Raw genomic sequence first — 20,349 nt, 5'->3', positions numbered from 1 at the left:
ATGTTTAAAGGCGCTTCAATCCTTGTTACTGGTGGAACTGGATCCTTTGGTCATAAGTTTATTCCTATGACATTAGCCAAATACAATCCTAAAAAAATTATCATCCTCTCCCGCGACGAAATGAAGCAGTGGGAAATGGCCAAGCTGTTTGAAGGCGATCCGCGCGTGCGTTTTTTTATTGGCGATGTGCGCGATAAAGACCGTCTATATCGGGCGCTCGATGGCGTCGATTACGTGGTTCATGCAGCGGCAACTAAGATTGTTCCCACCGCGGAGTATAATCCGTTTGAGTGTATTAAAACCAACGTGAACGGTGCGATGAATCTTGTCGACGCGTGTATTGATAAGGGCGTTAAAAAAGTGGTGGCGCTTTCAACCGATAAAGCCAGTAGCCCAATTAATTTATACGGTGCCACTAAGCTTGCCTCTGATAAATTGTTTGTGGCTGGCAATCATTATGCGGGTGCAAAAAAAACGCGTTTCTCTGTTGTTCGTTACGGCAATGTAATGGGCTCACGTGGGTCAGTGATTCCATTTTTTATGTCCATCCGCGATAAGGGCGTTTTACCTATCACAGACGATCGCATGACACGTTTCATGATTTCGCTTGAGCAGGGCGTAGAGCTCGTCTGGCATGCCTTTGAAGATATGGTCGGCGGTGAAATTTACGTCAAGAAAATCCCGTCCATGAAAGTGACGGATGTGGCTCGGGTGGTGGCACCAGAGGCGAAGCAAGAAATCGTAGGCATTCGTCCTGGCGAGAAACTGCATGAGCAGATGATTGGCTTTGAAGATGCGCCTTATACCTACGAATACCCAGAGCACTATAAAATACTGCCGGCAATCAACAATTGGGATAAGGATGCCGACCGCATTAAGGACGGTAAAAAGGTTTCTGAAGGCTTCATCTATTCGAGTGATAATAACCTGGATTGGATGTCTGATGCGGCTTTACAGCAATGGCTCGACATTAACTATGCCAAAATAGGTGAAATCTGATGATACCTTACGGCAAACAGGACATTCAAAAGTCGGATATTGATGCGGTGGTGGAGGTGTTAACGTCAGACTTTCTGACACAAGGACCAAAGGTGCCTGCGTTTGAATCTGCAGTTACGCAAAAAGTCGGTGCTAAACATGCACTAGCCGTCAACAGTGCTACGTCAGCTTTGCATATTGCTTGTTTAGCACTGGACCTAGGCGAGGGTGATAGGCTATGGACGACACCGATCACCTTTGTAGCCTCGGCGAATTGCGGGCTATATTGTGGAGCAAAGGTCGACTTTGTGGACATTGACCCCAAAACCTACAACATCTGTGTTAATGCGCTAAGAAGTAAACTTGAAAAGGCCGCAAAGGAATGCACTCTACCTAAAGTATTGGTGGTAGTGCACTTGTGTGGTCAGCCTTGTGATATGCAGGCGATTAAATCTTTGGCCGATAGACATGGTGTAAAAGTCATTGAAGATGCTTCTCACGCTATCGGTGGCAAATATCAGGGCGAGTATATCGGTAATGGCCGTTACAGTGATGTTACTGTGTTTAGCTTTCATCCAGTAAAAATCATCACGACTGCCGAAGGTGGTATGGCGTTGACTAACTGTGATGAGTTGGCGGACAAAATGAACTTACTTAGAAGCCATGGTATTACCCGAGAGCCTGATCTCATGACGCATGAGCCAGACGGACCTTGGTATTATCAGCAGGTTGGCTTGGGCTTTAATTACCGAATGACTGAGCTTCAGGCGGCACTTGGCCTAAGTCAGTTAGAACGCCTCGATAAATACGTAGCGCGCCGACATGAGATAGCGGAGCGATATAATGAATCATTTGAAGACTTGCCGATAAAGGCTCCCTGGCAGCATCCGGACAGTTATTCCGCTCTGCATTTGTACGTTATCCGCTTAAACTTGACGGAGATAAAGAGCAGTCACCGTGAGGTTTTTGAGTCTCTGCGTTCGCTGGGGATTGGTGTTAACCTTCATTATATCCCTGTTCATACACAACCTTACTATCGTAATATGGGATTTGTCCCCGAAGATCATCCTAATGCAATGGCGTATTATCGGGAGGCTATCAGCCTACCTATCCACCCGAATCTAACAAATCTAGAGCAACAAACTGTTATTGAAGCATTAAAAGAGGCGATATTCCAATGAAGGTGGCGGTGATCCCAGCTCGAGGCGGAAGCAAAAGAATACCAGGCAAAAATATCAAGGACTTTTGTGGTAAGCCTATGATCGCTTGGTCAATAGAATCGGCGAAATCGAGTAAATGCTTCGACCGTATCATTGTTTCTACCGATGATACTGAAATAGCGGAGGTTGCGAGGAAATACGGCGCAGAAGTACCGTTCATGAGACCAGAAAGCCTGTCAGATGATTTTACTGGTACTTTAGCCGTTATCATTCATGCTATTGAAATGCTAGAGAATGATTGTGGCGAGATTTCTGAGGTATGCTGTCTTTATGCGACAGCGCCTTTAATTACGGCTGAAGATATCAATCGCGGGCTTGAGACACTTAAAGCTTCTGGCTGCGAGTATGCAATTGGGGTAAGTAGTTTTTCGTACCCGATTCAAAGAGCTTTGCTAATTGATGAGCAACAAAAAGTCAAAATGGTTGACCCATCCGCGTTCTCTGCTCGTTCACAAGATCTTAAGGAAGCTTTTCACGACGCAGGCCAATTCTATTGGGGAACAAGAAACGCTTGGATGAGCGGTGTTCCCTCGTTTTTAGCCGATACTGCACCCGTAATACTTCCAAGATATCGCGTACAGGATATTGATACGACTGAAGATTGGTATCGAGCTGAACTATTATTTAGAGCGATGTCTTCATATGGTTCCTGATAACGTTTTCTTTCGGGCAGACGCAAGTCTTGAGATTGGTAGTGGCCATGTAATGCGGTGCCTAGCGTTGGCTGTGGCTTTAGAAAAAAAAGGGATAAAAATCTTTTTTTTATCCAGACCACATGAAGGAAATTTGATTTCTTTTGTGCGCGATAAAGGGTTTAGTGTTGTTGAGTTGGGTTTACCAAAAGAGAATACTCCGACGACAAATGGATACGAGCAGTGGTTAGGGGCTAGTTCCCGTGCCGACGCAATGGAGAGCCTAGAGCTACTAGCGGATATTCAGGGTACGGTGTGGATGGTTACCGACCACTACGGCATAGGTGATAGTTGGGAAAAAGCAATTCGAAAGCGAGTAGATAAGGTAGTCTCTTTAGATGATCTGGCCAACAGAAAACATGATTGCGATGTTTTGATTGATTCAAGCTTTGAAAGGAAAGCCGCTGACTATGAAGGTTTAGTCGCCGAGGGGACACGTATTTTGACTGGTACGAAATACTGTCTCTTGAGGAGCGAGTTCGGCCAAACGAGACAAAAAGCAGTTCAGCGAACATTTGAATTACCTCTTAATAGAATTCTGGTAACTTTAGGAGGCGTCGATATTCACAACATTACAAAGCTTGTAATTAGTGAGTTAGACCAATCAAATATACCAGATAATACGCACTTGGACGTTGTAATAGGGCCGGCGAGCCCACATGCCGATGCTCTCCAAACACGGGCGAATCAATCCCGACTGCGTGTAGATATAAATCAAGGTGTGAATAATATGGCCGAACGACTCATGTTAGCCGATCTTTGTATAGGTGCAGTGGGCAGTAGCGTCTGGGAACGTTGCTGTCTTGGTTGCCCTTCGCTTGTCGCAACGATAGCAGCCAATCAGGCAGAAGGAACAAGAAAATTGGAATCATCTGGTGTTGTAGTTAGTTTCTCCCCACTTGTTCCTGGTGAACTAAAGCGTGTTGTCGATGCGATAGACGTGCCAACATTAAAAATGCTATCGGTTAACGGTTTTTCTTTAGTTGACGGTTTGGGTACCGAACGGATCGTAAGAGTTTTATTGGGGCAGGAATGAAAATACCGAATTTTAGTAACCATGTAAGTAAAATTAAGCGAGCGCGCTCAATTTTCATCAATGAGTTGGTTTATAAGGCAAGGCGATCTGGAAAAGATCCAGTCGTTCTTTCATTGGGTGAGGCCTATTTTGACATACCCAATTACGGATTTGATGATGACCTAGTATTTGGTGGATATCACTACAGCGATTCACAGGGGCTTCCAAATCTAAGAACTAAAATCAGAAACTACTTGGTTGATAGACATTTCGCTGAGGGTCTTGACGCTGACGAAAATATCCTTATTTCAATGGGTTCAAAAGCACTGACATATATGTCTATGCTTCTTGCGCTTAATGATGGCGACGAGGTAATACTTCATGAGCCAGCTTGGCTGAGTTATGAAGAGCAAGCGTCCCTGTGTGGAGCGTCTTCTCGTTATATGCCTTACCAGTATACGTTGGATAATATTGCGCAAAGTATTTCAGATAAAACCAAGCTTATAGTGATCAATAACCCGAACAACCCTGCGGGTTGGGTGTATGATTTTGAAGAGTTAAAGAAGCTGATTGCCATAGCTGAGAAACGCGGAGTTTTCGTTTTGGTCGATGAGGCATATAGCGATTTTACCCGCAACCAAGGATTTAAATCTACGGCATCTCTTGTTCGCAAGCATTCTAACCTGATTGTTGTTAACTCCATATCTAAAAACTTTGGAATGTCAGGTTGGCGAATCGGATTCGCTGCGGCTAGCTCACAAATTATCGAGAAAATGACCACAATTAATCAACATATAGTTACTTGTGCACCGACTATGCTCCAGTTATATATTGAAGAGAATTTTGATGAGATATGGACAGTTTGTAATCAACAAATTGATGCTTTGTTGATAAAGCGCAAGGAAGTTCGAAAATTGCTAGACCAATACGGCTTCAAAGTTCTGGAGGGAGGAGCGACATTTTATTTCTTTGTTGAGCTTTGGCCGACAGGGAAAAACGCTTCTGAGCTCGCCGAAAAATTACTTACAGAAGACAATGTTGCGGTTGTACCTGGTGAAGCGTATGGTCGAACAACTTCACATTTTGTCAGACTTTCATTTGGTACTGAAAGTTTGGAACGAATTGATGGTGCACTGCAGAAAATTAGTGCCAGAGTTAACTTATGATAAGGCCTTGGGTTGTTCATATTGGCGCTGGTCCATGGCAAACTTCAGCCATTAAAAGGGTGAGAGAACTTGGTTATCGAGCATTAGTTATTGACGGCAACCGTGACGCAGTGGGTTTCGAGTTTGGAGATAGCCATATTGTGGCAGATATTGCTTGCTCGCCGGCCGTCGAAAAGGCTGTCAGGGATTTTTTTGCTGATACATCAGATTTACCCTCCGCTGTAGTATGTAGTGCATGTGAAGCAGGCATGCTCGCGGCTGCCAAACTTCGCGATATTTATAACTTGCCCGGTACAAGATCTTCATTGGCACTAAGGCTTACAAATAAAGGTGAGCAACGTAGAGCTTGGCAAGCGCTTGCCTCACCAAATTTTGTGGTAATAAACCGAGATAATACAAATATAGCATCAGCTTTATCAGAAATATGCAGTGAAAAAGTGATTATCAAGCCTATAGACTCTTCCGGGAGCCGGGGGATTACCGTTATGCGTCGTCAGGATATATCTCGTGACGCTCTAGAATGGGCTCTTACGTGGTCAGGTTCAGGGGAACTTATTATTGAGGAGTTCGTCGATGGAAAAGAATATACTATTGAAAGCTTGAGATTGCATGGAAAGAGCTACCCCATACTTGTTACAAGTAAAGAAAAAGTAGCTGGTACTTACTCTACTGTGGCTAACCTTTTGGTTTCAAGTATCCTCAGCGCTTCGCAGTCAAAGCAAATACAGCTCTTAATCCAGCAGGCTCATGACGCTCTTGGTTACGATAATGGAGTTTGCCACACCGAAGTAATAGAAGATGCAAAAGGGCGTTTTTGGCTGGTTGAAACTGCTGGTAGGGGAGCAGGCTTCGGAGTCTCAGAGCATTTTATCAAGTACGCCACTGGGTATGATTACTTCGAGGCCTCACTCTGTTTTGATTTGGGTCTCTCTGTTGAGGTTCCACCATCTAATTTACCAACTTTAATTTCAGCTGTACGCTTTCTTGAAAATGTTCCAGGGACACTTATAGACATCGTAAACGACTCAGATTCAGAGGTCCACCTCCTTGCCTCTCCAGGAACGAAATTGTCGCCGCCTAGAACTGACGGAGATCGAATGGCGTATTTTTACGTCCAAGGGCATTGCCACAAAGTTGTGAATGAAAAAATTATGGCAACGCTCGCAAAAATTCATGTGAAGGTAGAATAATGTATAAACAAAAGCTTTTTGACCCCCTGATGCATATAAAAGTTGATAAGACTTGGTATAAAACGAACAAGCGGGCCGATGTTCATACAATAAAGTCGTTTCAGGAGGGAGGTCTTCTTAAAGGTGGTGTGATTGCTTGCATGCCAGATGATGAACCTGAGGCAATTTCAAATATCATATCTGAACAGTTACCATTCTGTCACCTCGTAATTAGTGTGAAAAAAGAGTGGTTAAAGCTTGATGAAGTACAACTAACTGCTCTTTTTAAGGGGTTCAAAGAAAAATATAAAGCAATAGGAATAAAAATTCATCCCCGCTTCACGGAAATTAGTCTCGAAAATAGCGAAGTAGTCGATAGAATTATTCAAGCGACACATCGCTGCAATATGCTAGTGTATATTTGCACAATAATTAGAGCGCCAGTGGGACCAAACAGTGTCCCTCCACATTATCTTATTGCCCAGATAGCGGAAAGGCACCATGCGGTAGATATTGTTTTTTTGCATGGTGGTTACAGTGACGTATTTAATACAGGAGAAGTCATCCGTGATTACCCTAACGCATGGCTCGATCTTTCATTTACCTTCATGAGATTTAGGAAAAGCTCTCTGGCCCTTGATTGCGGATATTTGATGGAAACCCTCGACAGAAAAGTGATGATAGGGACTGATTACCCAGAATATACCCCAACGCAACTTTTTAACGCCCTAGATGAATACGTTTTTGAGCGGCGCGATCTTGAATTAACGGATATTAAAATCGAAAATGTGCTCAGCAGAAATATCGAAACTTTGGTGAATAAGTATGTCTAAGATGATTAATATTGACGGGAGAGAAATTGGGGAAGGTAGACCTCCGTATATTGTTGCTGAGATGTCTGCTAACCACAATGGAAATCTTCAGAATGCACTCGATATAATTACTTTTGCTAAAAAGTGTGGCGCAGACGCAGTAAAAATCCAAACGTATCGTCCAGATACGATTACCCTGAATAGTCACGAAGACGAGTTTATTATCAAAGAGGGTAAATGGGCGGGCATGTCTCTTTATGAGTTGTTCGAGCAAGCTCACATGCCTTGGGAATGGCATAAGCCGCTATTTAAATATGCACGAGAGCTTGGCATCACAATATTTAGTGCACCCTTCGACAATACAGCGGTAGATCTACTTGAAGACTTAAATGCCCCTGCATACAAAATTGCCTCCTTTGAAGCAGTTGACTTGCCATTAATAAAATATGTTGCTAGGACTGGTAAACCTATGATCATATCAACCGGAATGGCGGACGCAGATGAAATTCAGGAAGCAATTGAGGCAGCTCGCGAAGGAGGGTGTAAAGAACTAGCGGTCTTGCATTGTGTAAGCGGTTACCCAGCCCCTTCCGAAGACTATAATTTACGGACTATCGACGATATGATTAGACGGTTTGGGCTTGTTACTGGCTTGTCGGATCACACGCTCGATAACACTGTGGCCATAGCTAGTGCTGCTTTAGGGGCATCGATTATCGAAAAGCACTTTACGCTTGATCGCAGTGGAGGAGGGCCTGACGATAGTTTCTCCTTGGAACCTGCTGACTTAGAAGCCTTGTGTCGGGACAGTAAGACCGCTTGGAAAGCTCTTGGAAAGGTTGATTATGGACATAAGGCGAGCGAACAAGCGAACGTTAAAGTACGGCGTTCATTATATTTTGTGAAAGACATGAAAGCGGGTGACATTATTACTGAAGATTGCATTCGTAGCGTCAGGCCAGGCTTCGGCTTAGCCCCTAAACACTTTGCAGAGTTGATAGGCAAGAAGGTAGCAATTGATATAAAAATTAATTCTCCGGTAAAACGAGAGTTAATTGAAGATTAATAATAAAAAATGGTTAAAAAAACTATTCAGTTAAGCGACTGGCATTTCTTTTGGCGGTATCCCAAGAAAAAGCTCCATGATTCGAATCGGCAAATTCGGAGCTACATTTGTCTGAGTTATGTTGCTGCATTTCCGTGTAAGACCTGAGGCTTTCCGATAGCTTATTTATGTTAGAATCACAAATAACTGGAATGACGGTACACAAGCTCACCCAAGATTTAGATGCCGGAGATGTTGTTCGTCGATGGCTTGCGCCTTTATTAAAAAGAGAGCAATTGCATCAGTTTTTAACTGTTGCTACTAGATCAATTTTACTCAGTTGGTAACATCAGGAAACTTTAAACAAAAAGAGCCAGAAGTATTCAGGCAATTTTAACAGCTGAAAGCTTTACAGTGCGAATCTTAAAAACAAAAAACCGACCAACACGTTACCGTGGGTCGGTTTTTCTGTTTGCTTGTGCTCGCCCTTAGGAAAGCACGAACAAATTCAGATTAAAGCGCTTGGATCTTAGCGTTCAAACGGCTCTTATGACGTGCCGCTTTGTTTTTGCTGATCAAGCCTTTAGTTGCGTAACGGTCCAATAATGGTGTTACTGTGGTTAAAGCTGAGGTTGCAGCTTCTTTATCTTTGCTTTCAATGGCTGCGTTTACACGTTTAAGGTAAGTACGCATCATTGAACGGCGGCTTGCATTATGGCGGCGATTTTTCTCGGCTTGAATCGCACGCTTTTTAGCAGACTTAATGTTAGCCAAGGTGAACTCCTAAAATTCGTTAACAGAACGCTTCTTTATAAAGGTCGTGGATTATGCCTAATCTGGCGGAAATGTCAACACTTAATGTCGTAGATTGTGTATTTTGAGTGACTTGCCAAACATGATTTTTTATTCGATATTGTTAACAGCTTGCAACATTTAAGGATGAGTTATGGCTGAATCGCTCCGAGTAGAGAAGATCCGTGAGTTTGGACTCTACATAGGACAAGAGGATCCTCAGTTAAATGGGTTAATGAAGGCGCTTGCAGCCTGGCTAGATGTGCCTATGGCGTTCGTCAGTATCGTCGACAATGAAACTCAGTTTTTTAAGGCGAAGACAGGCTTTGACGGGGAGGAAATCGATCCTGAGCCTTCGTTTTGTAATTATGTCGTGAGCAACGAAGCGCAATTGCTAATAAACGATGCGCTTAAAAGTAAACAATTTAAAGACAACCCTTATGTCATCGACGCACCTAATGTTCGATTTTACGCCGGGGTTCCACTTAAGCTCGACGATGTGACGGTGGGAACGGTATGCGTACTCGATACACAGCCGCATAACTTTACTGATAAAGAACTCGAGAGCCTGTCGCATGTCAGCGAGCATGTCAGTCAATACTTAACCTTATCTTTAAAGCACCAACAGTTAGTGCAAGAACGCTCATTTATCGATGACACGCCTGCTGCGCTCATTAAATGGCGTTATAACATGGCACTGGACCTGCAGTATGTCTCGGCCAACATGTCGACGTTGTTCAACATTCCCAGTGATCAACTCCGTGATGGCTCAAAAAGCTTTGAAGACTTTCTCGATGATAAAGGTCGCAAGGAGCTCAACTTTTTACTCAGTAACCATCTGGCTGGAGTCGCAACGAGTGAAGCCCAGTTTCGTCTAGTCCCAGCCAAAGGTCCAGAACGCTGGGTCAAGCTGTTATCAAAAAGCTTTTATGATCCCGAGGGACGACTTGAAAATATCCACGCTATGCTGATTGATAACACCGCTAACCGCTACTTTGAACGGCGGTTGAATGAAGCGAACCAGCAAATGCGTTTGGTCTTGGAGGCATCAGGGTTGGGTACCTGGGATTGGAACGTGCCAACCGATACCAATAAAGTGAATCAACGTTGGTGTGAGTTACTCGGGATTGAGTACGCTAATTTCGACCCATCCTTGTATTTTTGGGAGAGCCTTGTTCATCCTGCCGATTTAAAACGGGTTGAGCGCGAGTTACAAGCCCATATGGTGGGCGACACACCTGCTTTCTCGACCATTTATCGTATGCGTCATGCGCAAGGTTATTGGGTTTGGATAGAAACCTATGGACGCGTGGTCGAGCGCGATTCGGCAGGCAAAGCACTGCGCTTAACGGGGACGCACCGCGATATTACTGAAAAGAAAGAGGCCGAGCTGCTCGACACTAAGCAGCGACAACTATTAAGCTTTATTAACAAAGCACAGGCGCTCTACTTAAATGACAAAGATCTCTCTAAAGCCTGCCAAGACATTTTACCCGAGCTGATTGAGATTGCCGACAGCCAGTTTGCCTTTATCGGCGAGATGCAAAAGCGCAATGGTAAAGATGTGTTGTATATCCATGCGATATCGGAACTCTCGTGGAACGAACAAAGCTCAGAGCTGTATAAAGCGTATCTGCGCGGCGAACTATTCTTCGAGAGTTTGAACAATTTATTTGGCCGCACCATTACCTCCAACGAAGTCGTACTGACCAACGAACCCAGCCAACACGCTGCTTCCAAAGGCACACCGAGTGGCCATCCCCGTATTATGCGATTCTTAGGTTTACCGATTCGTTTACAAGGTAATGTGGTTGGCATGATAGGTCTCGCTAACAAGCTCAATGATTATGAGCAAAGTGACGCGACTTTTTTACAGCCCTTGTTAGACGCGCTGGGAGCACTGTTTTATGCAGTTCAATTGGACAAAGCACGTATCGATGCTGAGCGGCGTCTAAAAAATATGGCGATGACAGATGCGCTCACTGGTGTGCCTAATCGTCGTGCATTTATAGAGCGTTGCCAATTGTTAAATGACGAGGGTGGCGCACGCAGTGTTGCGATTCTTGATATCGACCACTTTAAACGCGTCAATGACACCTTTGGTCATGCTGCCGGCGATGCGGTGATTAAACATTTAGCAGAGTCGCTAGCGCGCAGTATTCGCTCCGACGACATGGTCGCGCGTTTAGGGGGCGAGGAGTTCGCACTGATTCTTAATAGCGACTCAAAAGATAAAGCGCATCAACGCTTGGAGGCGTTGCGGCAAGAGATCGAACAATCTCAGGTCACTTTTGATGGTGAGCAAATAGGTTACACCATTAGTATCGGAGCACTGTTTATAGCTGAGGACGAGCCCGCAAACAGTGATCTCGAGCAAGCGGTACTGGATCATGCTGATAAAGCACTGTATGACGCCAAAAAATCTGGCCGTAATCGCGTTGTATGGGGCACCTAAGGCGCGTTACAATAAGCATGCGTAGCGCATAGCGAGCGCTTGGTATACACTGACGTTTTTCAATCCGCAGCCCGTGTACAGGAGAGCCCGTGTCCAAAGCGTTGTTACGTTCCGGATTCATAGTCAGTGCCATGACCTTGATATCACGTGTATTAGGATTGGTACGTGATGTTGTGATTGCCAACCTGATGGGGGCTGGTGCGGCAGCGGATGTGTTCTTTTTTGCGAATAAAATTCCCAACTTTTTACGTCGGCTGTTTGCTGAAGGTGCCTTTGCTCAGGCGTTCGTTCCCGTGCTTACCGAATACAAGCAAGGCCAACCATTGGAGCAGCAACGGCTTCTGATAGCTCGCGTATCGGGCACGCTCGGCACCATCGTAACGATTGTCACCTTAGTGGGTATGCTTGCTTCTCCGGTCGTGGCGGCACTTTTTGGCACCGGCTGGTTCTTAGACTGGTGGCACGACGGCCCTCAGGGTGAAAAGTTCGTGTTAGCCAGTGATTTACTGCGTATTACTTTCCCTTACTTATGGTTCATTACCTTTACCGCGATGGCGGGCGCTATCCTCAACACCTTGGGTAAGTTTGCTGTGGCCGCATTTACACCGGTGTTCTTGAACATTGCGATTATTGCTGCCGCAATTTGGCTGGCTCCCAACCTTGAGCAACCCGAGTTTGGTTTGGCGTGGGGCGTGTTTTTTGGTGGTTTGATTCAGTTTTTGTTTCAAATACCTTTTTTAAAACGCGCGGGTTTGCTCACGCGGCCGCGTTGGGGTTGGCATGACAGTGGTGTAACCCGCATTCGTAAATTGATGTTACCGGCCATTTTTGGGGTCTCGGTGAGTCAAATTAACTTGCTGCTCGACACCCTTATCGCTAGTTTTTTAATGACCGGCTCAATTAGTTGGCTCTATTACTCAGATCGCTTGCTTGAATTTCCGTTGGGCTTATTTGGTATTGCCATAGCCACGGTGATTTTGCCGGCACTGTCATCACGACATGTCGATAAATCCACTGAAAACTTCTCGGCAACCCTCGACTGGGGGTTACGTATGGTGCTGTTACTGGGCTTGCCCGCTATGGCTGGACTGTTCTTCTTAGCAGAACCGATGCTGATGGTGTTGTTTATGCACGGTGCGTTTACGCCAAACGATGCCGAGATGGCGTCCTATAGCTTAATGGCCTATTCCGCCGGTTTGCTGAGCTTTATGTTGGTCAAAGTATTGGCAACGGGGTTTTATTCGCGGCAGGACACCAAACGCCCCGTTAAGTTTGGCATTATTGCCATGGTCGCGAATATGGCACTCAATGTGGTATTTGCCATTCCGTTCAGTTACGTTGGCTTAGCGATGGCAACGGCGGCATCGGCGGCACTGAACGCGATTTTACTCGGTGTGACGCTGCATCGCGAACGCGTGTTGGTTATCCAACCAGGCACCTGGGCTTTTGTCGCTCGCGTGGTCATCGCCGTAGCGGTGATGGTCGCTGTGGTATTATGGCTTACGCCATCAGTGCAACAATGGCGTGATATGTCATTGGTCGCGCGTCCTTGGCAATTAGCACAAATTATCGGGGCCGGTGCGGGCGCCTATTTATTGGTGCTACTTATCGGTGGGTTACGACCACGGCATTTGCGCGCGCAAGAATACTGATTCTGAACGCAGCATCGGTTATAATCTCGCCCGCATTATTTTTATACATTAATGAGTGGTACTTTGTTCGGCTATGGAACTTATTCGCGGCATACATAATTTGCGTTCAGAACATCATGGATGCGTGCTGACCATTGGTAATTTCGATGGTGTGCACCTAGGCCATCAAGCGGTACTGGCGCAAGTCAAAGCAAAAGCCAGCGCACTCGGCGTGCCGGCAGCAGTCATGACCTTTGAGCCGCAGCCGCAAGAAATCTTTCAGCCAGAAAAAGCACCTGCGCGCCTCACCAATTGGCGTGAAAAATATCTCGCGCTGCGCGATGAAAACATCGACCGACACCTCGTCATTGAGTTTAACCGTAAGTTTGCTGGTCAGCCGCCCATTGAGTTCATCGAGAATGTGTTGGTTGGTAAGCTCGGCGTTAAGTTTTTGGTGGTGGGTGATGATTTTCGTTTTGGTTATAAACGCGAGGGCGATTTTGCACTGTTGCAACGAGAGGGCAAACGGCTCGGCTTTGAAGTCGTCGACACGCGCAGCTACCGCCAACAGCAACAACGGGTGAGCAGCACTGCAATTCGTAAAGCGTTGGCAGAGGGCGACTTTAAAAACGCCGAAGCCATGCTCGGCCGCCCTTATCAAATGCAGGGTAAAGTCGTACACGGGCGCAAGAACGGCCGCACCATCGGCTTTCCCACTGCCAACATCCCGTTAAAACGCCTAAAAAGCCCGCTACACGGCGTCTTCGCCGTAACGGTAACCATAAGTCGTGCCGAAGGCACGACCTACGACGATACCGATGTAGGTCGCGCCTTCGGCGCGACAAACAGCCGCGCCGCAGGCGCAAATAACCGTTGCGCAGCAACAAACACCCGCGCCCAAGGCACATACCATGGCGTAGCTAACCTAGGCACACGGCCTACGCTGAACGGCGACGAAGTCCAATTAGAAGTGCATTTATTCGATTTTTCAGGCAACCTGTACGGTCAGCACGCAACCGTGACACCGGTCGCCAAATTAAGATCCGAGCAGCGTTTTGCTTCGCTCGAACATTTAAAACAGCAAATAGAGAAAGATGCCGCTCGTGCCCGAGAACTACTCAGTTGATCGGCCACGATAGTCAGTAAATATGCGGAAAATGGAAACAGTGACCCATGAGTGATTATAAGCACACATTAAACTTGCCGGAAACGGCGTTCCCAATGCGCGGAAACCTCGCGAAGCGCGAGCCGGGCATGCTCAAACAATGGTATCAAGACGATCTCTATGGCGAGATCCGTAAAGCCAAAGCGGGCAAACCGAGTTTTATTTTGCACGATGGACCTCCGTACGCAAACGGTCAGATCCACATTGGTCACGCGGTCAATAAAATCCTAAAAGATATTATCATTAAGTCAAAAACCTTAAGTGACTTTAATGCACCCTACACCCCAGGGTGGGATTGCCACGGCTTGCCGATCGAGTTACAGGTCGAGAAAAAGCATGGCAAACCGGGTCAAAAGCTGGATCTCGCTGAATTCCGCAAACATTGCCGTGATTACGCGCAAACGCAAATTGATCAGCAGCGCGAAGACTTTAAACGTTTAGGCGTGCTCGGTGACTGGGACAACCCATACTTAACGATGAACTTTAAGCAAGAAGCGGATAGTGTGCGTGCGCTGGCTAAGATCATCGAAAAAGGGCACTTGCATCAGGGTTTTAAACCGGTGCATTGGTGTACAGACTGTGGTTCAGCACTGGCAGAAGCCGAAGTCGAATACAAAGATAAAGAGTCACCTGCGATTGATGTGCGTATGCCGCTGACTGACAGCGATAAAGCATTAGCCGCCTTTACCACGCCAGAAGGGCATCAGGGTAAAGGCAAGGTGAGCATGGTGATTTGGACCACGACGCCGTGGACCATGCCGGCTAACCGTGCCGTGACATTAGCCGAAGGGCTTGAGTATGCGTTGGTGCAAATCGAAGAGACCGACGATCAACAGGCTGAGCGCGTCATTTTAGCAAGTGATTTGGTGAACGATTGTATGGACCGTTGGGGCATCAATCATTACCACAAGCTGGGCTTCTGCAAAGGTAAAGCCCTTGAGTTGTTGCAATTAAACCACCCACTGTTTGATATCACCGTGCCGGTGATCATGGGTGACCACGTAACAACCGATAGCGGTACAGGCTGTGTGCATACAGCGCCCGGTCACGGTGTGGATGACTTCTTGGTGGGTCAAAAATACGATCTCGAAGTGTACAACCCGGTCGGCGATAACGGTGTTTACAAAGAAGACACGCCGCGTTTTGCTGGCCAGCACGTATTTAAGGCGAATGAACCTATTATCGATGCGTTACGTGACGCGGGCAACTTGATGCATGCCGAGCGCTATAAGCACTCATATCCGCACTGCTGGCGCCATAAAACACCGATTATTTTCCGTGCTACACCGCAATGGTTTATCAGCATGGATCAAAAAGGTTTACGTAGCCAAGCGCTTGAACAAATCAAGCAAGTGCGTTGGGTACCCGAGTGGGGCCAAAGCCGCATCGAATCAATGGTTGAGGGCCGTCCCGACTGGTGTATTTCACGTCAGCGTACGTGGGGTAACCCGATTGCGATTTTCGTCAACCGCGAGACCGAAGCGCTTCACCCAAACACCCTTGAGTTGATGGAAAAAGTCGCTCAGTTGATCGAGAACGAAGGCGTACAAGCATGGTTCGACCTTGATCCAGCGACCTTACTGGGTGATGAAGCTGATCAGTATCGTAAAGTGACCGACACCCTCGATGTTTGGTTTGACTCGGGTGTTACACATCACGCCGTGCTGCGCGAGTTCGCTGGATTAAGTTGGCCCGCTGACTTGTATCTTGAAGGTTCTGACCAACACCGTGGTTGGTTCCAGAGTTCACTGGTGACCGGCGTCGCGATGTATGAACAAGCGCCTTACCGTCAGGTATTGACGCATGGCTTTACCGTTGATGCGCAAGGCCGCAAGATGTCTAAATCAATCGGTAATGTCGTAGCGCCGCAGGATGTCATGAACAAACTCGGTGGCGATATCTTACGTTTGTGGGTGGCTTCGGCAGATTACTCAGGCGAGATGACGGTCTCTGATGAGATCCTCAAGCGTTCAGCCGATGCCTACCGCCGTATTCGTAACACTTCGCGCTTCTTATTGGCGAACTTAAGCGGTTACGAGCCAGAGCAGCATCAAGTGCCGATGGACGAGATGGTTGAACTGGACCGTTGGATTGTTGGTCGCGCAGCTGACTTACAAAAGCAGCTTGTGGATGCGTACGATAACTATCAGTTCTTATCGGTGGTGCAAAAGCTCATGCACTTCTGCTCTATTGAGCTGGGTAGTTTCTACCTTGATATTATTAAAGACCGTCAGTATACCGCCAAAGCCGATAGCTTGGCGCGTCGTTCATGTCAGACGGCACTGCACCACATTGCTGAGGCATTAGTGCGTTGGATGGCTCCTATCTGTAGCTTTACCGCCCAGGAAATCTGGGAACTCTTACCTGGCGAGCGTGAGCAGTATGTATTTACGCAAGCGTGGTACGACGGGTTTGAACAGTTTGCGGGTGTTAGCAGTGAAGAGAATAGCTTCTGGATTGAGCTGCTCAACGTGCGTGATGCGGTCAACCAAGCACTTGAACAAGCACGTCGTGACGATGTGATTGGCGGTTCGTTGCAAGCTGAAGTGACGCTCTACGCTGATACTGCGCTTGCAGAAAAACTGCAACGCTTAGGCGCTGAGCTGCGCTTCGCACTGTTGACCTCAGAGGCGTCTGTAGCGGATCTTGCCGATGCACCTGAAGCAGCGGTTAAAGCAGAGCAATTACCGCTTGCGGTCAGTGTGGTTGCAAGCGCGCACAAAAAATGTGAGCGTTGTTGGCATCACCGCGAAGAAGTCGGTCAAATCAGTGAACATCCAGATTTGTGTCAACGTTGTGTGAGCAACATTGACGGTGCTGGAGAGGAGCGTCATTTTGCCTAACGCTCAATCGATGAAACCCAGCAAACGTGCATCGGGCCTACAGTATTTGTGGGTCACGGTGGCGATTTTCATTCTCGACCAACTCACCAAATGGTGGGTTGCCGGTGATTTCGAATTATATGAAAGCCGCATCATTATCGATGGCTTGTTTAACCTGACGTATGTGCACAACTATGGCGCAGCATTTAGCTTTTTAAGTGATGGTGGCGGCTGGCAGCGTTGGTTCTTTACCGTAATCGCCGTGGCAGTGAGTGTCGTGTTGTTAATCTGGTTGCGCCGTAATGACGTAAGTTTTTGGCGTCAGAACTTATCATTCTCATTGATTTTGGCAGGTGCCATCGGCAATGTGACAGATAGGTTCCTGTTCGGTTATGTGATCGACTTTTTAGACGTGCATTATCAAGGCTGGCACTGGCCCGCGTTTAACGTGGCGGATTGTGCGATCACCATTGGTGCGGTACTGATGCTGTTAGAAGCCTTTATCGATAATCAACGAGATCCTGAAGATACCCAAGGTAAGGAGTAGTCGTGGGACGTTTACCTATTGAAGATGGCCGCGAAGTGGTCATGCATTTTACCATTAAGCTGAGCGATGGTTCTGTCGCCGATAGCACCCGCATGTCGGGTAAGCCGGCTAAGTTTCGCATGGGCGATGGTAGTTTGACCGAAAACTTCGAAGCGTGCCTGATTGGTTTGCGCCCTGGCAGTGAGCGTGAATTTACGCTAGCACCAGAACACGCCTTTGGTGAACCTAATCCAGACAACTACTATTATGTAGATTCGTCTAAATTTAGCGAAGAAACCAAGCCCGAAGTGGGTGCTATCCTTGCCTTTAATCAGCCCGACGGTACCGAGTTACCCGGTATCGTCCGTAAAATCGAAGGGCCCACGGTCACCATCGATTTTAACCACCCGTTGGCTGGGCAAACCGTGATCTTTGAAGTCGAAATTATTAGCGTGGAGCCGTAGTAGGCACACGGAGGAATTATGCAAATATTACTCGCCAACCCACGTGGTTTTTGTGCGGGCGTAGATCGCGCGATTACTATCGTCGAGCGCGCACTTGAGATTTTTGAGCCACCTATTTATGTGCGTCACGAAGTGGTGCATAACAAATATGTGGTCAATAAATTACGTGATGCGGGTGCGGTATTTGTCGAAGAGCTGGACGAAGTACCCGATGATGCCATTGTTATCTTCAGTGCGCATGGGGTTTCGCAAGCGGTTCGACAAAACGCCAAGGACCGAGGCTTAAAAGTCTTTGATGCGACCTGTCCATTGGTCACTAAAGTGCACATGGAAGTCACTCGTGCAAGTCGTAAAGGTCATGAATGCGTTTTGATTGGTCATGCTGGGCACCCAGAAGTAGAGGGGACCATGGGGCAATATGCCAACTCGAAAGGCGGGATCTATTTAGTTGAGTCTCCAGAGGATGTGCAAACGCTCGAAGTTAAAGATGCAGACAACTTGCATTACATGAGCCAAACCACACTGTCGGTGGATGATACGGCCGATGTCATTGATGCGCTACGGCAACGGTTTCCAAACATTAATGGACCGCGCAAAGACGATATCTGTTATGCCACACAAAACCGCCAAGATGCCGTGCGTCAGCTGGCTGAAGAAGCTGAGTTGATGTTAGTGGTGGGTGCCAAGAATAGCTCAAACTCTAACCGCTTGCGCGAGTTGTCCGAGAAAATGGGCACGCCCGCGTATTTGATCGATGATGCCAGTGGTATTCAACGCGAGTGGTTGAACGATATCCAGCGCGTAGCCGTAACAGCAGGGGCTTCTGCACCCGAAGTGCTGGTACGTGAAGTGATCGAGCAGCTGCGAGCGTGGGGCGGACAAACCGTAACCGAGCGTGACGGTCGCGAAGAAAACATCATTTTTAGTATTCCCCCCGATCTGCGTTAGACAGTTCTACATACACGGGTATCTCACCCGGTAACTCTGCATGAGCAAGCCAAAATGTGACTTGCCGTGTTGAATGCCAAACGTGCTTTACCGTGATTGTCTCGAGAGCGGCTTGCCACTCAATGAGCGTATCTCGATTCATGACCTGCATGAGCTCGCTTTGTGCTCGTTGCAGCTCTTGTAAGGCGTGCTGACGCCGTTGCAGTAGCAGAACTTCGCTCTGAGTGAGTTGAACCATCGTCAGGCCGCTGGCGAGCGAAATACTTAATATCAAAGTCATCATCATCGCCTCGAGTAAGGCTGAACCCCCTACGCTGCTCATAAACGTGCTGTTGCAGTTGTTGGTATTGCTGCCATTGCCAGGCGAAACGTTGCGACAACAGACTCAGTTGCTCGGCGGCAAGGAGCATGATCAATGCATGTATGCCAATCAGTGACAGAAGGGGGGTCATAAAGCTGCTCATTAAGCGTACTCCGAGTTGCTGGCGCCGAGGTAACGAGTGGGAGTTGAACCTTATCCGTGGCGGTTGCCAAAAAGACCTGATAACCGGTGGGCAACGTTAGGATATCAAAGCGTGTTAATTGTAAGCTGTGCGGAGCACTCAGACTTTGCCAGCCGCGTTGAGCACAGTCAAAGGCATCGCCGTGATACTGTAACGCGCCCTTGTGTAACCGATAGCCAATGTCGGAAGAAGTCACCGTCGACAGTATAAAGCAGCTTTTTAATGATGGTGACGTCAGCCGCTTTACTGCGTGGCTGCGGCTCAGATCGCGTCCGATTTGTAGAGCTAAACTTTGTAACGCGAGTTGTGGCCGCGGCTGTTGCAGCACGCGATTGACGGTGCCTGCCTGCCAAAGAATGACTTGCACGGATGAGCTCGCCAGAAGTGCCATGAGTGCGCAGGCGGTCATTAATTCGAGCAATGCAAAGCCACGCAACTGGAATTGGACGCCAACGGGGCTTAGATACATGAGGCGACTCCGGGTATATCGACCGTTCCGCCACTGCAATATCGTACGCGACCCAATGCGCTGACAATCCAACGCAGTTGCAGGTCGCCTTTTTCCATAACAACGCGGCCGGCGCGCGCAAACCCTTGAGGTGCATAAAAGACGAGTGGACGCCGGTGATCATCAAAATTACTCGAGAACTGCCAACCGTCGGTTTTTAGAGCATTTTTAACTTCGGTTAACGGTATCGTGATATGACGGTGCTGAGCCCGTGCTCGCGCCTGATAGGCATGCAATAGACTCAACCCACGCAGCGCGAGTGCACGCGCCTCAAGTTGCCCGTGAGCACTCTGCATCGCCGGTACACCGGCAGTCATTAACAACACGCTTAATAACGAACTGACAGACCACTCCATTAAGCTACTTGGCATCAACGCATCTCCACAGATTGACTTCAGGCAAAAAAGCTTACCGTATCCGCGCGAATCGACCAGTTGA

The 20,349-nt window shown here is 47.3% G+C and carries 19 protein-coding genes; 15 read left to right on the top strand and 4 right to left on the bottom strand.

Annotated features, from left to right (window positions below):
- From pseB to pseI, 8 genes are all read left to right on the top strand, one after another.
- The gene (pseB, locus tag DFP83_RS07055; RefSeq protein WP_110574311.1) at nt 1-999 is read left to right on the top strand and encodes a UDP-N-acetylglucosamine 4,6-dehydratase (inverting); all 999 of its coding nucleotides are present in this window, start codon (nt 1-3) and stop codon (nt 997-999) included.
- Complete coding sequence (pseC, locus tag DFP83_RS07050) at nt 999-2,159, top strand: UDP-4-amino-4,6-dideoxy-N-acetyl-beta-L-altrosamine transaminase (protein ID WP_110574310.1); 1,161 nt, start codon at nt 999-1,001, stop codon at nt 2,157-2,159. The genes pseB and pseC overlap by 1 nt, the downstream gene beginning before the upstream one ends.
- Nucleotides 2,156-2,851: a pseudaminic acid cytidylyltransferase gene (gene pseF, locus DFP83_RS07045; protein WP_110574309.1), complete on the top strand. Its 696-nt coding sequence runs from the start codon at nt 2,156-2,158 to the stop codon at nt 2,849-2,851. Before pseC ends, pseF begins: the two co-directional genes overlap by 4 nt.
- The gene (gene pseG, locus DFP83_RS07040; RefSeq protein WP_110574308.1) at nt 2,841-3,926 is read left to right on the top strand and encodes a UDP-2,4-diacetamido-2,4,6-trideoxy-beta-L-altropyranose hydrolase; all 1,086 of its coding nucleotides are present in this window, start codon (nt 2,841-2,843) and stop codon (nt 3,924-3,926) included. Before pseF ends, pseG begins: the two co-directional genes overlap by 11 nt.
- Nucleotides 3,923-5,071, top strand: coding sequence for a pyridoxal phosphate-dependent aminotransferase (locus DFP83_RS07035; protein WP_110574307.1), 1,149 nt, complete (start codon nt 3,923-3,925; stop codon nt 5,069-5,071). The genes pseG and DFP83_RS07035 overlap by 4 nt, the downstream gene beginning before the upstream one ends.
- A gap of 140 nt (nt 5,072-5,211) precedes the next feature.
- Nucleotides 5,212-6,261 (top strand): ATP-grasp domain-containing protein, encoded by a 1,050-nt coding sequence (locus tag DFP83_RS07030; protein ID WP_157981538.1) that lies wholly within the window; start codon nt 5,212-5,214, stop codon nt 6,259-6,261.
- Entirely contained in the window at nt 6,261-7,073 is an 813-nt protein-coding gene (locus DFP83_RS07025; RefSeq protein WP_110574305.1) for an amidohydrolase family protein, read from the top strand. The genes DFP83_RS07030 and DFP83_RS07025 overlap by 1 nt, the downstream gene beginning before the upstream one ends.
- On the top strand, nt 7,066-8,118 hold the full coding sequence (pseI, locus tag DFP83_RS07020; protein WP_110574304.1) for a pseudaminic acid synthase: 1,053 nt from the start codon (nt 7,066-7,068) through the stop codon (nt 8,116-8,118). The genes DFP83_RS07025 and pseI overlap by 8 nt, the downstream gene beginning before the upstream one ends.
- A 492-nt stretch (nt 8,119-8,610) precedes the next feature.
- Here the strand turns inward: pseI and rpsT are convergent, their stop codons facing one another.
- A complete protein-coding gene (rpsT, locus tag DFP83_RS07015; protein WP_071463303.1) occupies nt 8,611-8,871 on the bottom strand; it encodes a 30S ribosomal protein S20 in 261 nt (86 codons plus the stop codon).
- 172 nt (nt 8,872-9,043) lie between these two features.
- Between rpsT and DFP83_RS07010 the strand changes: the two genes are divergently transcribed.
- From DFP83_RS07010 to ispH, 7 genes are all read left to right on the top strand, one after another.
- Nucleotides 9,044-11,344 (top strand): sensor domain-containing diguanylate cyclase, encoded by a 2,301-nt coding sequence (locus tag DFP83_RS07010; protein ID WP_110574303.1) that lies wholly within the window; start codon nt 9,044-9,046, stop codon nt 11,342-11,344.
- Nucleotides 11,345-11,433: 89 nt separating this feature from the next.
- The gene (gene murJ / locus DFP83_RS07005) at nt 11,434-12,996 is read left to right on the top strand and encodes a murein biosynthesis integral membrane protein MurJ (RefSeq protein ID WP_110574302.1); all 1,563 of its coding nucleotides are present in this window, start codon (nt 11,434-11,436) and stop codon (nt 12,994-12,996) included.
- Between the two features lie 73 nt (nt 12,997-13,069).
- On the top strand, nt 13,070-14,101 hold the full coding sequence (ribF, locus tag DFP83_RS07000) for a bifunctional riboflavin kinase/FAD synthetase (RefSeq protein WP_110574301.1): 1,032 nt from the start codon (nt 13,070-13,072) through the stop codon (nt 14,099-14,101).
- 47 nt (nt 14,102-14,148) lie between these two features.
- Nucleotides 14,149-16,983 carry an isoleucine--tRNA ligase gene (gene ileS, locus DFP83_RS06995; protein WP_110574300.1) on the top strand — a complete coding sequence of 945 codons (2,835 nt, stop codon included), beginning with the start codon at nt 14,149-14,151 and terminating at the stop codon, nt 16,981-16,983.
- A gap of 10 nt (nt 16,984-16,993) precedes the next feature.
- Nucleotides 16,994-17,509: a signal peptidase II gene (gene lspA, locus DFP83_RS06990; protein ID WP_110574427.1), complete on the top strand. Its 516-nt coding sequence runs from the start codon at nt 16,994-16,996 to the stop codon at nt 17,507-17,509.
- A 2-nt stretch (nt 17,510-17,511) separates the two neighbouring features.
- Nucleotides 17,512-17,952 carry an FKBP-type peptidyl-prolyl cis-trans isomerase gene (gene fkpB, locus DFP83_RS06985; protein ID WP_110574299.1) on the top strand — a complete coding sequence of 147 codons (441 nt, stop codon included), beginning with the start codon at nt 17,512-17,514 and terminating at the stop codon, nt 17,950-17,952.
- An 18-nt stretch (nt 17,953-17,970) separates the two neighbouring features.
- Entirely contained in the window at nt 17,971-18,900 is a 930-nt protein-coding gene (ispH, locus tag DFP83_RS06980) for a 4-hydroxy-3-methylbut-2-enyl diphosphate reductase (protein WP_110574298.1), read from the top strand.
- On the opposite strand, the gene DFP83_RS06975 is transcribed toward ispH, so the two are convergent.
- The 3 genes from DFP83_RS06975 to DFP83_RS06965 are packed head-to-tail and all read right to left on the bottom strand — an operon-like array spanning nt 18,875 to nt 20,282.
- Nucleotides 18,875-19,222, bottom strand: coding sequence for a hypothetical protein (locus DFP83_RS06975; RefSeq protein ID WP_110574297.1), 348 nt, complete (start codon nt 19,220-19,222; stop codon nt 18,875-18,877). The genes ispH and DFP83_RS06975 overlap by 26 nt on opposite strands.
- Nucleotides 19,219-19,872 (bottom strand): hypothetical protein, encoded by a 654-nt coding sequence (locus DFP83_RS06970; RefSeq protein ID WP_110574296.1) that lies wholly within the window; start codon nt 19,870-19,872, stop codon nt 19,219-19,221. The genes DFP83_RS06975 and DFP83_RS06970 overlap by 4 nt, the downstream gene beginning before the upstream one ends.
- On the bottom strand, nt 19,863-20,282 hold the full coding sequence (locus DFP83_RS06965; protein ID WP_110574295.1) for a hypothetical protein: 420 nt from the start codon (nt 20,280-20,282) through the stop codon (nt 19,863-19,865). The genes DFP83_RS06970 and DFP83_RS06965 overlap by 10 nt, the downstream gene beginning before the upstream one ends.
- Nucleotides 20,283-20,349 lie beyond the last annotated feature (67 nt).

This window comes from Idiomarina fontislapidosi (assembly GCF_003226255.1).
Taxonomy (GTDB): Bacteria; Pseudomonadota; Gammaproteobacteria; order Enterobacterales; family Alteromonadaceae; genus Idiomarina; species Idiomarina fontislapidosi.
The sequence above is the reverse complement of the archived record's forward strand: the minus strand, read 5'-3'. Positions and strand labels throughout refer to the sequence as shown.

Bases quoted from the DNA above. Each gene is read 5' to 3' on its own strand.
- ribF (WP_110574301.1), top strand. From the start codon at position 13,070: ATGGAACTTATTCGCGGCATACATAATTTGCGTTCAGAACATCATGGA.
- lspA (WP_110574427.1), top strand. From the start codon at position 16,994: ATGAAACCCAGCAAACGTGCATCGGGCCTACAGTATTTGTGGGTCACG.
- ileS (WP_110574300.1), top strand. From the start codon at position 14,149: ATGAGTGATTATAAGCACACATTAAACTTGCCGGAAACGGCGTTCCCA.
- DFP83_RS07035 (WP_110574307.1), top strand. From the start codon at position 3,923: ATGAAAATACCGAATTTTAGTAACCATGTAAGTAAAATTAAGCGAGCG.
- ispH (WP_110574298.1), top strand. From the start codon at position 17,971: ATGCAAATATTACTCGCCAACCCACGTGGTTTTTGTGCGGGCGTAGAT.
- DFP83_RS07010 (WP_110574303.1), top strand. From the start codon at position 9,044: ATGGCTGAATCGCTCCGAGTAGAGAAGATCCGTGAGTTTGGACTCTAC.
- pseF (WP_110574309.1), top strand. From the start codon at position 2,156: ATGAAGGTGGCGGTGATCCCAGCTCGAGGCGGAAGCAAAAGAATACCA.
- pseG (WP_110574308.1), top strand. From the start codon at position 2,841: ATGGTTCCTGATAACGTTTTCTTTCGGGCAGACGCAAGTCTTGAGATT.
- DFP83_RS06975 (WP_110574297.1), bottom strand. From the start codon at position 19,222: ATGAGCAGCGTAGGGGGTTCAGCCTTACTCGAGGCGATGATGATGACT.
- DFP83_RS06970 (WP_110574296.1), bottom strand. From the start codon at position 19,872: ATGTATCTAAGCCCCGTTGGCGTCCAATTCCAGTTGCGTGGCTTTGCA.
- DFP83_RS06965 (WP_110574295.1), bottom strand. From the start codon at position 20,282: ATGCCAAGTAGCTTAATGGAGTGGTCTGTCAGTTCGTTATTAAGCGTG.
- pseI (WP_110574304.1), top strand. From the start codon at position 7,066: ATGTCTAAGATGATTAATATTGACGGGAGAGAAATTGGGGAAGGTAGA.
- pseC (WP_110574310.1), top strand. From the start codon at position 999: ATGATACCTTACGGCAAACAGGACATTCAAAAGTCGGATATTGATGCG.
- DFP83_RS07025 (WP_110574305.1), top strand. From the start codon at position 6,261: ATGTATAAACAAAAGCTTTTTGACCCCCTGATGCATATAAAAGTTGAT.
- pseB (WP_110574311.1), top strand. From the start codon at position 1: ATGTTTAAAGGCGCTTCAATCCTTGTTACTGGTGGAACTGGATCCTTT.